This is a genomic window from Nocardioides luti, from assembly GCF_014212315.1.
GTDB lineage: Bacteria > Actinomycetota > Actinomycetes > Propionibacteriales > Nocardioidaceae > Nocardioides > Nocardioides luti.
This window is the reverse complement of the sequence record NZ_JACKXE010000001.1, coordinates 1670157-1682985: the sequence shown is the minus strand read 5'-3', so window position 1 is coordinate 1682985 and position 12829 is coordinate 1670157. Positions and strand designations below refer to the sequence as shown.

Annotated in this window: 11 protein-coding genes; 4 read left to right on the top strand and 7 right to left on the bottom strand. The window is 73.3% G+C overall.

Annotation, left to right across the window (positions count from 1 at the left end):
• Window positions 1-622: 622 nt before the first annotated feature.
• From H5V45_RS08080 to H5V45_RS08065, 4 genes are read left to right on the top strand one after another with little or no spacing between them, the layout of a single operon-like run.
• Complete coding sequence (locus H5V45_RS08080) at window positions 623-1147, top strand: DUF4232 domain-containing protein (protein WP_185252456.1); 525 nt, start codon at window positions 623-625, stop codon at window positions 1145-1147.
• Between the two features lie 52 nt (window positions 1148-1199).
• Window positions 1200-2450: a geranylgeranyl reductase family protein gene (locus H5V45_RS08075; RefSeq protein ID WP_185252455.1), complete on the top strand. Its 1251-nt coding sequence runs from the start codon at window positions 1200-1202 to the stop codon at window positions 2448-2450.
• Window positions 2450-3226 carry a lysophospholipid acyltransferase family protein gene (locus H5V45_RS08070; protein ID WP_185252454.1) on the top strand — a complete coding sequence of 259 codons (777 nt, stop codon included), beginning with the start codon at window positions 2450-2452 and terminating at the stop codon, window positions 3224-3226. Before H5V45_RS08075 ends, H5V45_RS08070 begins: the two co-directional genes overlap by 1 nt.
• A gap of 10 nt (window positions 3227-3236) precedes the next feature.
• Window positions 3237-4139: an NUDIX hydrolase gene (locus H5V45_RS08065; protein ID WP_185252453.1), complete on the top strand. Its 903-nt coding sequence runs from the start codon at window positions 3237-3239 to the stop codon at window positions 4137-4139.
• Here the strand turns inward: H5V45_RS08065 and H5V45_RS08060 are convergent.
• The 7 genes from H5V45_RS08060 to H5V45_RS08030 are packed head-to-tail and all read right to left on the bottom strand — an operon-like array spanning window position 4105 to window position 12723.
• Entirely contained in the window at window positions 4105-5178 is a 1074-nt protein-coding gene (locus H5V45_RS08060; RefSeq protein ID WP_185252452.1) for a hypothetical protein, read from the bottom strand. The genes H5V45_RS08065 and H5V45_RS08060 overlap by 35 nt on opposite strands.
• Complete coding sequence (locus H5V45_RS08055) at window positions 5175-6599, bottom strand: substrate-binding domain-containing protein (protein ID WP_185252451.1); 1425 nt, start codon at window positions 6597-6599, stop codon at window positions 5175-5177. Before H5V45_RS08055 ends, H5V45_RS08060 begins: the two co-directional genes overlap by 4 nt.
• Window positions 6596-7801 carry a hypothetical protein gene (locus tag H5V45_RS08050; RefSeq protein ID WP_185252450.1) on the bottom strand — a complete coding sequence of 402 codons (1206 nt, stop codon included), beginning with the start codon at window positions 7799-7801 and terminating at the stop codon, window positions 6596-6598. Before H5V45_RS08050 ends, H5V45_RS08055 begins: the two co-directional genes overlap by 4 nt.
• Entirely contained in the window at window positions 7798-8688 is an 891-nt protein-coding gene (locus H5V45_RS08045) for a hypothetical protein (protein WP_185252449.1), read from the bottom strand. Before H5V45_RS08045 ends, H5V45_RS08050 begins: the two co-directional genes overlap by 4 nt.
• Window positions 8685-10352 carry a hypothetical protein gene (locus H5V45_RS08040; RefSeq protein ID WP_185252448.1) on the bottom strand — a complete coding sequence of 556 codons (1668 nt, stop codon included), beginning with the start codon at window positions 10350-10352 and terminating at the stop codon, window positions 8685-8687. The genes H5V45_RS08045 and H5V45_RS08040 overlap by 4 nt, the downstream gene beginning before the upstream one ends.
• Complete coding sequence (locus tag H5V45_RS08035; protein WP_185252447.1) at window positions 10349-12472, bottom strand: glycosyltransferase; 2124 nt, start codon at window positions 12470-12472, stop codon at window positions 10349-10351. Before H5V45_RS08035 ends, H5V45_RS08040 begins: the two co-directional genes overlap by 4 nt.
• Entirely contained in the window at window positions 12469-12723 is a 255-nt protein-coding gene (locus H5V45_RS08030) for a hypothetical protein (RefSeq protein ID WP_185252446.1), read from the bottom strand. The genes H5V45_RS08035 and H5V45_RS08030 overlap by 4 nt, the downstream gene beginning before the upstream one ends.
• Window positions 12724-12829: the final 106 nt, after the last annotated feature.

The window sequence follows — 12829 nt, the reverse complement described above, 5'->3', positions numbered from 1 at the left end:
ACGGGGTCGGGTCGTTTCGCAGCCCTTGGTCGGCCGTGCTCGCGGGGGTGGGCGCGGTGCGCCCACCCACCGCGGGCGCTTGCTCCCGGGACCGCCCGCAGTGTCAGGTGCGGTCAAGGAGCCCGTTGAAGGGCGGGCGGTGGGTCGCTCTGACGCGCCCGCAGTGGGTGGGCTCCCCGCCCCCACCCGGCCAGCCACGCGCCCGCGTCAGACGGTGCGGGTGGGTGGGGATCTGGGGTGGGTGAGCCTGCTGCGGGGTCGGAGTGACCGCAGCGGACTCATCGGCCTCCCCTTCACATCCGTGATCGACCACGGACGCGCGCCACGCGGGGTGCGGGGGCGGCGCCCACCCGCCGCGGCGGCGTAAAAGCGACCCCACCGCCCGCCCTGCAACAGATCAGTCAGCGCACCGGTCTCTGCGGGCGGTCCCTGGGAGCAAGCGCCGCGGCGGGTGGGCGCGGCCCCCGCAGCCCACCGAGGAACAGCCGCCCACCGGGACCCCTGCAGCCGCCGCGACCGCGGCGTTCGTTCAGGGACTTCTCAGGCCCGGATCGGCAACTCCGGGCTCGTGGGAGCCGTCCCAGTGGTGGGGCGACGGACGCCCCCTCGTGAGGAGGATCCGATGAAGAACGTGATGCGTGCCCTGGGAGCGGCCGGGGTCGGGGTGCTGGCGGTGGGGGCGCTGGTGGTGCCGGCGGGGTCGGCCGGGGCGGCAGGGGACTCGGTGACGCCGGCGTGCGGCAACGCCGACCTGGAGGTGGGCTACCGCGCGGCGGACGCCGCGATGAGCCACCGCTACGGGCGGATCGTGCTGACGAACGTGTCGGACCACGCCTGCTCGACGGGTGGGTACGGCGGGCTGTCGTACGTCGGGGGTGGTGACGGCACCCAGGTGGGGGCCGCGGCGGACCGGGACGGCGGCAAGGTCACGACGTTCGTCCTGGAGCCGGGCGAGAAGGCGGCGAGCCGGGTCGACGAGACCGTGGCCGGCGTCTACCCGAAGCGGAAGTGCCGGCCCACGGCGGTGGACGGCTTCCGGGTGTACGTGCCGAACGCGACCGCGTCGCAGTTCGTGAAGCACCGCACGACCGGCTGCCGGAACGCCGACGTCCACCTCATCGCGCACCGGCCGTTCCACCACCGCTAGCCGGCAGCCGGGTCGCTGCGCGGCGGCTGGGTCGTCCTGAGAGAATCGGGGCGTGAGCACCCCTCCCGCCCAGACCGACGTCCTCGTCGTCGGCGCCGGTCCGGCCGGATCGGCCGCCGCCGCGTGGGCGGCCCGCGCCGGCCTCGACGTCGTGCTCGCGGACGCGGCGGTCTTCCCGCGCGACAAGACGTGCGGGGACGGCCTGACGCCGCGCGCCATCGGGGAGCTGCAGAAGCTCGGCCTCGAGGACTGGCTGCGCGCCCACACGGTCAACCAGGGGCTGCGCGCGCACGGCTTCGGCCAGACGCTGCTGCTGCCCTGGCCGGGCGGCTCGCTGCCGGCGTGGGGCTCGGCGGTCGCCCGCACGGAGCTGGACGACCACCTGCGCACGACCGCCATCAAGTCCGGCGCGACCGCCGTCGACGGGATCCGTGCGGTGGACGTGCGGATGGAGGGCGGCCGGGTCGCGGCCGTCGTCTTCGAGCGGGCCGCGGTGGCCGGCAAGGCGCACTACGAGATCGCGTGCAAACGGCTCGTCGTCGCCGACGGCGTCCGCTCCCCGCTGGGCAAGCTGCTGGGCCGCGAGTGGCACCGCGACACCGTCTACGGCGTCGCCGGCCGGTCGTACGTCACCTCGGGGATGTCTGACGACCCGTGGATCAGCTCGCACCTGGAACTGCGCGGTGAGGACGACGAGATCCTCAGCGGCTACGGCTGGATCTTCCCGCTCGGCACCGGCGAGGTGAACGTCGGCGTCGGCACCCTCGCGACCGCCAAGCGGCCCGCGAACATCGCCATCAAGCCGCTGATGTCGTTCTACGCCGACCAGCGCCGCGACGAGTTCGACCTGCACGGCGAGCTGCGCGCGCCCACCTCGGCGCTGCTGCCGATGGGCGGCGCGGTCTCCCACGTCGCCGGCCCCAACTGGGCGCTGATCGGCGACGCCGCCGCGTGCGTCAACCCGCTCAACGGCGAGGGCATCGACTACGGCCTCGAGTCGGGCCGGATGGTGGTCGACGTGATGGCCGCCCACGACGACCTGTCAGGTGCCTGGCCCGCGCAGCTCCGTGAGCACTACGGCGAGTCGTTCTCGATCGCCCGCCGCCTCGCCGGCCTCGTCACGGTGCCCAAGGTGCTCCCGACGTTCGGCCCCGCGGGCATGCGCTCGGACTGGCTGATGACGCTGGCGCTGCGGTGGATGGGCAACCTGGTCACCGACGAGGACCGCGACCGCTCGGCGCGCGTGTGGCGCTGGGCCGGTCGCCGGTCCCTGGCGCGCGACGCCCGGCCGCCCTTCGCCTGATGGACTGGTACGACGCCACGATCCGGGCCGGTCGCACGGCCATGTGGGGGCTGGACCTCACGACGCGCTGGCGCGGCGAGGAGCACCTCCCCACCAGCGGGCCGGCCCTGCTGGCGAGCGTGCACAACTCCTACCCGGACTTCCTGTTCATCGGGAAGGCCGGCCTGAGCCGCGAGCGGCGGATCCGCTTCATGTGCCGCCACGACATCTGGCACGTGCCCGTCCTGCAGCGCGCCATGGACGGGATGCGGCACATCCCCGTGGACCGCGAGGCCCCGGCGGCGGCGTACCTCCGCGCCCGCGCGCTGCTCGCCGAGGGCGAGGCCGTCTGCGGCTTCCCCGAGGCCGGGATCTCCTACTCCTACACGGTCCGCTCGATGATGCGCGGCCTCGCGGCGCTCTCCCGCGAGACCGGCGTGCCGGTCATCCCGGTGGTGGTCTGGGGCGGCCAGCGGATCGCCTCGGTGGGCATCCCCGTCGACGGCCGCAAGCCCCGGCCGAGCTTCGCGCGCGGTCGCACGGTCGACGTCCGCTTCGGCCCCGCGCTCCCGCCGGTGCAGGACCTCACCGACGCCACGGTGCGGCTGGGCGCCACGCTCACCGACATGCTCGAGGAGGTCCAGCGCCTGCCCGTGCACCGGCCCGCGACCGGCGAGCACGCGCCGTGGTACCCCGCCCACCTCGGCGGGCACGCCCCGGACCGCGCGACCGCCCTGCCCTACGACAGCGTGCCGCGCTCCGCCGTACCCCCCGCGTGGGGGCCGCTCGAGCCGTAGGGTGGCTGCGATGGGCACTCTTCCGCAGCGGCAGCGCGTCGGCGCGTACGCCGTGATCCTGCGCGACGACCGGATCCTGCTGAGCCGGCTCTCGGAGCGGGTCACCCGGGACGAGCTCTGGACGCTGCCCGGCGGCGGCCTCGACCACGGCGAGGACCCGCGCGACGCCGTGGTGCGCGAGATCCACGAGGAGACCGGGCTCGACGCCATGGTCGGCCCGGAGGCGCGGGTCTACAGCGCCCACCTGCCCGGCGCCTGGCGCGACGGACGGCGGGTCGACGCCCACGCCCTGCGGATCGTGTACGACGGGTGGGTGCCCGTGGACGCGCCGGAGCCGCGCGTCGTCGAGGTCGACGGGTCGACCGCCGAGGCGGCCTGGGTCCCGGTGGCGAGCGTCCTGGACGGGACCGTCCCCGTGGCGCCGCTCGTGCTGGAGTCGCTGCGGGACCACCGCCCGGCGCGGCACCAGCGGCTGGCGGCGTACGCGCTGGTGGTGCGCGACGAGCACCTCCTGCTCACCCGGATCTCGCCGCGCGGCTTCCACTCCGGCAGCTGGACGCTGCCCGGCGGCGGGATCGACCACGGCGAGCCGCCGCGGGTCGCGCTCGAGCGCGAGGTCGCGGAGGAGTGCGGGATCGCCTGCGAGGTGGGCGACCTGCTGGACGTGCACGACCTGCACTTCGGCGGGACCGCCCCGTCGGGGCGCGACGAGGACTTCCACGGCGTGCACCTGATCTTCGAGGCGACGGTGCCGGACGGTGCCGAGCCGGTCGTGGCCGAGACCGACGGGACCACGGACGCCGTGGCCTGGGTCCCGCTGGCCGAGGTCGGCTCGGCCGGGCGCCCGGTGCTGGACCTGGTCACGCACGCGCTGGCGGTCAGATCCGCCCGGCAGCGACCTCGCACACGTTGAGCTCGGGCTTCTTCGTGTTGTTCGTGAGCAGGTACGACGACAGCAGGAACGCCCGGGTCGTGTCGTCGACCGTGTAGAAGACCCGCATCATGCCGTTGCGCGGCAGCTCCAGCGGACCGATCTCCCCGGTGATCGGGTCGCGGTCCAGCTCCCACGCCTCGACGTGGTCCTCGACCGCGCCCTCCCCGGTGACGTACTCGACCCAGACCGAGGCGTCCGGGTCGTCGGAGGTCGGCACCAGGCCCACCGTCCGGGTCCCGTCCCGGCCGGTCTCGCAGGTGAGCGTCAGGTCGCCCAGCCCGGCGACGGCGGCCGTCCGCACCGTCCGCCCGTCGGCGTCCGTGTCGCCGTGCCAGTCGATGCCGAGCGGCTCGTCGAGCACGGTCGTCAGAACCATCTTCATCTGGCAGAAGCGGTACGCCGGCGGGTGGTCGAAGCCGTTCCAGTACCACTCCAGCGTGAAGGACGTGGCGGGCGTGAGCACGGCGTCGCCGGCCGGTCGGTTGCGCCCGGGACGCTGGCTGATCAGGCCGCGGGCGTAGCCGGAGGAGTAGTTCTCGACCGGGGTTCGCTGGTTGAGGCCCTCGTGGGCGGCCCGCCCCGTGCCGCCGGTGCCGTCGTCGGCGGCGGTGGCGTAGCGGTAGATGCGGGCGGTCTTCACGGCGACCACGTTGCGCTGGTTCTTCACCTCGAACTTCGACATCCACATCTGGGTCTCGGCGCCGCGCTCGTGGGCGTAGAGGCGCACGAGCGTGGTGTCCGGGCGGCAGACGAGCTGGAGGGTGCCGATGCCGGGGACGTCGGTGGCCTTGACGTAGCGGGGCCGCCGGTCGTCGCCGTGCCACTTCACGCGCACGGTCCGCACCCGGGTGGTGTCGGCCCGGGGGGCGGTGACCGTGGGTGCGGGACCGGTGGCCTTGCGGAGCCCGGGGGTGCGCGGCTCGGTGGTGCCCTGGGCCGGGGCAGCGAGGGTCGCGGCGGCCAGGGTCGTGAGCGCCACGACCAGGGCCACCAGCCGGGCGACCGTCCGCCCGGTCATCGCGCCGGCTTCTCGCTCGCGGTCGGCGAGCCGGGGCTGTCGGCCTGGTCGTCGGGCGTGACCAGCAGCGGCGAGGAGTCGCCGGTGAGCCAGGCCCGCTGCACGAGCACGGTCTGGTCCGGGAGCGGCACCAGGCGGGCGGCGACGGCTGCGTCCTGCGCGCGGGCGAGGTAGTGCTTGAGGAAGTCGCTGACCTCGCGGCGACCGAGCGAGCGCGTCGTCGTGGTGATGAGCAGCTGCCGGGAGAGGGGGTACTCCCCGCTGGTGATCGTGCTCTGGCTCGGGAAGATGCAGTTGCGCTGACCGTCCGGGCGGGTGATCTCGAAGGGGCGCAGCTGGTCCTCGAACAGCTCGTAGTAGCTGAAGCGGAAGTAGGCCACGTGGCCCCGGTAGGTCGCGACGAGCTTGCGGGCGTCCTCGGTCCGCTTCACCCGGTCCACCCAGACGCGGTAGCGGTCGTGGAGGCGGTCGACCCGGGCGCGGGCGGCGCGGCGACGCTCGACGGCGGCGTCGACCCGGGCGATGTCCTTGGCCTGGTCGGCCCTGCTGCGCTTGTCGCGGATGCCCTTGGCGCGCTCGGCCCGGGCGGCGGCGAGCTCCTCGTTGGCCGAGGCCAGCTCGTCGCGGGCGCCGGTCAGGGCCTGCTGGGCCTGGCTGCGCCGGCGGGCCATGTCGACGAAGCGGCTCGCGACGCGGGCGTCGTGCTTGCTGCCGACGACGAAGCGCCGGGCGCCCTCGTCGTTCTCGAACGACGAGTAGTCCGAGCGCAGGTTGGTCAGCGACGGCTGGGGTGCGTCGAGGACGTAGCGGCCGAAGAAGCCGAAGGCGTTGTTGTCCTGGTTGGGCCCACCCACGCGGAGCGGGACGTCGTCGAGGCCGACCTGGCCCCAGTTCACCACCGGTGAGCCGGCGCGGTAGATGTCGCGGACCTGGTCCATCGTCAGGCAGTCGCCGCCGACGTCGGTCTCGGACTTGATCGCGACCACGATCGCCTCGGCGGCGATCTGGAACTGGACGACGTCGAGGCCGACGCTGCGGCAGGCGTCCCACTCAGCGCGGCTGATCGGCCGGGCGGAGTCGACGAGGTCGACGCGGCCCGCGCAGAGCTCCTGGAAGGCCTGGTCCTCGCCGTTGTTCGCGACGTTGACCGCGGTGCTCGTGCCGGTCGCCTCGTAGCGGTTGGCCTCGTCCGTGGTGAGCGAGCCCCGGGTCGACCCGTCGACGTCGACGACGCCCGAGGGTCGCGAGGGCAGGTCCGCCTCCGCCTTCGCGAGCCGCTCCTTCTCGGAGACCTCGCGCTGGTAGGCGCGCGCCTGCTGGTCGCTCACGACGTCGGTCGCGTCCTGGCCCTGGGTGCTGCAGCCGGTGAGGACGAGCAGCACCGCGAGGAGCACGCCCGCCGCGGCCCGGGGCCGCCTCATGACGTGCCTCCGGTCGCCCCGTCGGTCGGGTCGGTGGCCGGGTCGTCGGTCGACGTGCTGCTCGGGGCGGGCGTCGCGAGCGCGGCGTCGGCGGCGGTCGCCTCGCTGTCCGGCGGGTAGCGGTGCAGCCGGCCCATCTGGACGACCTCGAAGTCGTCGAGGCGCAGGCCCTGCAGCTCGTTGCCGCGCAGCAGCCCGCTGGTGACGTCGCGCTGGGCGTAGAGCGTGGGCACCGCCGCGCGGCCGACCACGATGGCGCCGTACGTGCGCAGGCAGGCGACGATCGCGTCGGCCAGCCGCTGCTGCTGGGCGGTCAGCTTGATCACCTTGCCGGTGCGCGGGTCGACCGGCTTGGGCATCACGATGTCGACCTTGAGCCGGATCCGGGCGCCCTCGGGCAGCGAGGTGCTCCGGCCGTTGCCGTCCGTGGTCGAGGCCGGCGCGACGAAGTAGTTCTGCGCCGGTCCGGGGACGCTGATCGCCAGGGCGTGCTGGATCTCGCCCGACTCGAGCTCGCCGGGGCGGATCAGGCCGGCGAAGAGCGGCAGCCCCGAGCCCCGGGCCGACACGACCTGCGGCTCGCTGTAGCCGGGGCCGTTGAGGTCCCACTTGCGCATGTAGTGGTAGCTGATCGCGCCGTCGTCCTCGCGGCGGGCGCGCCACAGGTCGTAGGCCACCGACGAGCTCGTGTCGAAGACCGTGAACCAGCCGTCGTACCGCGGATCGGGGTCCACGTCGTCGGGGATGTTCAGGATCATGTTGTCCTGGCCGTCGCCGCACACGAGCTGGCGGCAGATCAGCGAGGTCGGCTGGCCGCCGGCCACCACCGGCGTGGTCCACGCCTCGGTGTTGATGTAGAGGCCGGCGTCGATCTGGCGCCGCTCGATGATCGGTGCACGGCTGTCGGGGCGCTCGATCACGCCGACGCGCTCGCGCGCCTCGCTGATCATCCGGGCGGAGCGCCGGTCGACGCGGTCGCCGTCGACGCGCGCGTTCCACGGTGAGGAGTCGTTGAAGAAGCGCCGCTCGGGCACCGGCAGCTCCGAGGAGCCGGCGGTGGGGTTGACGGTCAGCGCGACCGCGTCGGCCTTGCTCCCGTCGCCCGACCCGCTGTCGTCGGACCCGCAGCCGGCGAGCAGCAGCGCCGTGGCGGCGAGCACGGCGACGGCGGCGGTGCCGCGGGAGCGGCGTACGGCGCTCATCGGGGCTCGGGCCGTTCGGGCGCGGGGGAGGAGCCCAGCACGCGCTCGGTGGCGCCCGCGACCTGGGCCAGCGCGTCGCCGACGCGCGAGAGCACGCGGGCGTCCTCGTCCAGGGCGCGCTCGCCGGCGCGCATCCGGGCCGCCGTGATGATCGCGTGCGCCTCGCGGCGGGCGTGCAGGCGGATCAGCTCGGCGTCCAGCTCGGCCTGGGCGGTGACCAGGTCGCAGCGCCGGGTGGCCTCGGCCTCCAGGGCGGCGAGGTGCTGGAGCGCGGCGGACTCGGCGATCCGCATCCGGTCGACCGCGACCTCGGCGACCTCGGCCACGTCGCGGGCGGCCTCGCGGTTGACCTCGAGCCGGGCGGGGGTCGGCGCCGCCGGGGCGGCCTCGGCGACCAGGGCCGGGGGCGGCTCCACCGCCACGAGGGTGACCGGCACCTCGACCGGCGCCTCGATCGGTGCCTGCGGGGTCTCCGGGGCCGCGGGGGTCTCGGTCACCGCGGGGGTGGCGTCCTCGGCCTCCGCCTCGGCTTCGGCCTCGGGCTCGACCTCGGCCTCGGGCTGGGGCTCGGCCTCCGGCTCCGCCTCGGCGGCGGTGGCCTCCGGCTCGGGTGCGGGCGCGGCCGCCTCGGGCGCGGGCGTGGGCTGCTCGTCGGGGACCTCCGGCTCGGGTCGGTCGGCGACGAGCAGGTCGTGGGTGCCGGGCTCGGCGGCCCGGCCGCCCTCACGGGTCTCGGCCGCGCGCCGGTCCGCGCGGGCGCGGGTCTCGGCGGCGAGGCGGGTGGAGAAGTCGACCCGGCCGATCCGCGGCGCGTCGGACGTCAGCGAGGTCAGCACGTCACCGACGGACGGCGGCGGGGCGATGAGGGACGGCTGATCGGTGGTCATGAGGAGAACTCGGTCTGGTCGGCCTCGAGGCTGGTCGCCCCGAAGGTGTAGCCGGGCGGGATCTGCACGAGCACGTAGCGCTCGGTGCGGTAGACGACGGGCAGCAGGCCGTCGGAGCCGGTGGCGGCGCCGGGGTAGAGCCGGCTGAGCAGGTCGGCGGAGGTGTTGGTCGACAGCAGCATGTAGTCGACGTAGCGGGCCGGGTCGGTCGCGGCCTTCTTCCAGGGCCCGTCGCTCTGGTCGACCCGGTCGAAGAACAGGTCCGGGCGCCCGGTGAGCAGCATGACGCCGTACGTCTGCGCGTTGTCGGTGAGGATCGAGTTGGTGCGGGTGACGTTGTTGACGATGTAGTCCGCCATCGCCTGCTCGGAGATGAAGCCGATCGTCTCGCCGTTGAGCGTCTCGGCGCCCTCCTGCGACTCGCGGGAGGAGACGGCGGCCGCGAACGACGACTCGAGGTTCTGGTAGCGGTAGGTCTTCATCGCCTGGAAGGTCCACGGGATGCTGACGAGCAGCCCGACGACCAGCAGACCGGTCACCAGGGTGTTGCCGCCCTCGGCGGAGCGGGCCAGCCAGATCGCCCCGATCACCGCGATGAGCAGGATCGGCAGCGCGTTGCGCATCAGCATGGGGGAGTCGGTGAGCTTCAGCGCGACCGCGCCGGCCGGCATCAGGATCGCCCCGGCCAGCAGCACGCCCAGCCAGAGGGCGAACGCGTTGCCGCGCGCCAGCCCGGTGAAGACGAGCACCGGCAGCACGACGATCGCGAGCGGCGCTCCCCAGAAGACCAGCTCGCCCGTGGCCCGCAGCAGCTCGACCACGGAGATGCTGTCGAGGCCGCCCGACGACGCGGCGTCGCTGCTGCTCGTGATCCAGGCGAAGGGGTGGTGCAGCAGGAGCAGGTTGAACGCCGTCCAGAGCGCGATGACGTAGACCGTGGGCGCCGCGAACCCGACGACCGTGCCCTCGACCTCGGTGCCGTCGCTGCCGAGCCGGGCCAGGATGCCGCCGATCATGAGGGCGGCCAGCAGGAACCACACGAGGCTGCTGTAGCCCGCCAGGGCGGCGATCGAGAACGCCAGCCCGGCGATCATGACGAAGCGGATGTCGGCGGTGACGTACCACGCGAACAGCGCCCCCAGCGCGGTCACCACCAGGGAGATCCAGATGAAGTGGCGCGCCCCGCTGGCGGCGTACAGCACGACGAGGGGGTTGGCGCCGAGCGCGAGCAGGACCACGACGCGCAGCGGGAAGACGACCTGCGCCCGCCGGAGCATGGTGTTGAACGCGACCATGGTGAGGCCCGCGAAGACGGCGGACGCGAGCGGCACCAGCGCCAGCGAGCGGGCCAGGCCGCGGGAGAGCGCCAGCGGGGCGACGAGCAGGGTGGCCAGCGGCGGGTAGTCGAAGCCGATCGCGGAGAGCTTGGGCGGGTCGTTGTGCCACACCATCAGCGCGCGGTTGAGGCGGTCCAGCGTCTCGAAGCCGACCACGTGCATGTCGACGACGAGCCAGTAGCCGAACCAGAAGTAGCCGCCGGTGAAGACGGCGAAGACGGCGAGGCTCTCCCACCAGCGGCGCTCGATGTCCGCCGGCCGGCGGCCGACGGACTGGACGACGCCCGCGAGGCGGTCGCGGGTGTGGATGATGACGGGGGTGCTCATGGCGACTCGTCCAGCCCGTGCGTGGTCTTCTCCCAGTAGAACGGGTTCGTGAAGAGCTGGATGAAGCCCTTCCAGGCGGCCCAGCTCATCAGCCCCCAGTACAACGGCGAGAGCAGCGCGGTGCGGGTCAGGCCGAACTCACCGCGCTGCAGGCTCCCGGCGACGTTGAGGTAGACGAAGACGAAGTTGCCGACGAAGAGCATCGCGCTGGCGGCGTAGAAGATGATCCCCGGGAACAGCTGCTCGATGAAGCCGGCCCGCGTGAAGATGTAGAGCGTCGTGAGGGCCCAGAAGATGGGGTTGATCAGCAGCAGGAACGCGCTGCCCATCGTCAGGTTGAAGCTCACGAAGCCGCGCACGCCCGTCTGCGACAGCAGCCCGATCGGGTTGCGCATGTGCACCAGCCAGGTCTGGAGGTAGCCCTTGATCCAGCGGCTGCGCTGGCGGATCCAGTTCGGGACGTTGGAGTTGGCCTCCTCCAGCGTGGTCGAGTCGATCATCGCGGTGCGGTAGCCCTCGCGGTGCAGGCGGATGCCGAGGTCGGCGTCCTCGGTGACGTTGAAGGGGTCCCAGGCACCGAGCTCACGGAGCTTCGAGGTGATGAAGTGGTTCGAGGTGCCGCCCAGCGGGATGGGGGAGCCCGAGGCGCCCATGGCCGGCAGCACCAGCTCGAAGTGCATCGAGTACTCGTTCGCGAACCAGGCCGTGAGCATGTTCTGCTCCTGGTTGAAGTGGTTCAGCTTGGCCTGCACGCAGACGACGTTCGGGGCGACCCGGTCGAAGGCGATCACGGCCTTCTTCAGCTGGTCGGGGTCCGGGCGGTCCTCGGCGTCGAAGATGACGGAGTAGTGGCCGACCGAGAGTTGCAGTCCGTAGTTGCAGGCCTTGGGCTTGGTCTTGGGCTGGCTGTCCGGCACCACGACGAGGTGGAAGTGCGGCGGCAGCTGCATCGCCCGGATCATGTCGATGGTCTCGTCGTCGTCCTCCTCGCACAGCAGCTTCACGTCGAGGCGGGTGCGGGGGTAGTCCAGCGCGTTGAGGTCGCGCACCAGGCGCGGCAGGATCCCCGCCTCCTTGTAGAGCGGCACGAGGATCGTGTAGATCGGCAGGTGCCGCTCGTCGAGGGCGGCGATCTCGTCGTCGGTCACGTCGGTCTCGAGGTGCGTGCCGAGTGCCCGCAGGGTCAGGCGGAACTTGTAGACCGACACCACCAGGTAGAGCAGGCTGCAGATCCCGACCAGCACGATCAGCGTGGTCATCGGCCAGAGCACGCCGCACAGGGCGGTCACGAGCAGCGCGCAGACGAGGGTCGCCTTCTGGCCGCCGGAGATGACGACGTGGGCCGACTCGTCGGGGCGCAGCTCCATCAGCGCGTGCGTGGAGATCTCGGCGTACTGCGCGCTGTGCACGCGCTGGAGCAACTGGTCGAGCTCGGTCCGGTTCGCCAGCAGCTGGCGGAACGGCGAGCCGAGGGCCTCCTCGACGGCCTGCGAGGCCTCGGCGTCGAGCGGGCGCGGCACGGCCAGCAGGACCAGGTCCTCGGTGGCCGCGACCGGGCAGACCTGCAGCGTCCGCGCGAGCTGCTCGGGCAGCCGGCGGGCGACCTCGAGGTCCGGCTCGAACTCCGCGAGCCCCACGCGCTGGAGCTGGTGGATCTCGGACAGGGCGGCGACGAGCACGTCCTCGGGGATCGCCTCGTGCGCGACGAGGATGTCGCCGAGCGGGTCGCCGGTGCGGGCGTACTCCAGCATCGCCCGCTGCAGCTGCTCGTCGGTGACCAGGCCGCTGCGGGTCAGCATCTGCGCCATCTGCATCCGGGCGCGACGCGCCTCGGGCGTCTCGACCTCGGTCTCCTGCGGCGGGTAGACGTCGTCGATCGCCGCGGTGATCTCGTTGACGGTGTGCCGCACCAGCAGCACCGGCCGGTCGATGCGCTCGGCGACGACGTGCTCGGTGATGGTGTCGTCGGCGTCGGCCGCGGCAACCAGCACGGTGCCGTCGACCTCGGCGTACGGCACCACCCGGAACGTGCGGCAGATGCCCTCGGGGATCAGCCGCTGCAGCGCCGGGTCGACGCCGTCGGTCAGCCGCGCCTTGAGGCGGTGGGCGACGGTGGTCACCGGGCCCCCGCTCCGAAGCCGTGCGGTGCCGGGTCGGGGGGCGCCTGGCCGTCGGCGGGGGTGCCGGCCGGACGGCTGTCGCGCGAGCGCATGACGGCGTAGACGACGAAGGCGAGCAGCAGGGCGACCAGGGGCGCGACCAGGAACAGCACGAAGACGACGACGAAGATCGCCAAGGTCGCGACCAGACCCACTCCTGCGGCTCCGACCGACTTGGTTGCCGGGCGCGACGGCGTCGCTGATCCGGACATGTGCACCCCCCAGTGCTCGGTGCTCGTGACTCCTGCACCCGAGTTATGTCTCCGCCAGCGTAGGGGCGCGGGAGCGGGAGTCCCCCCGCACTTGCGGAAACCTTGA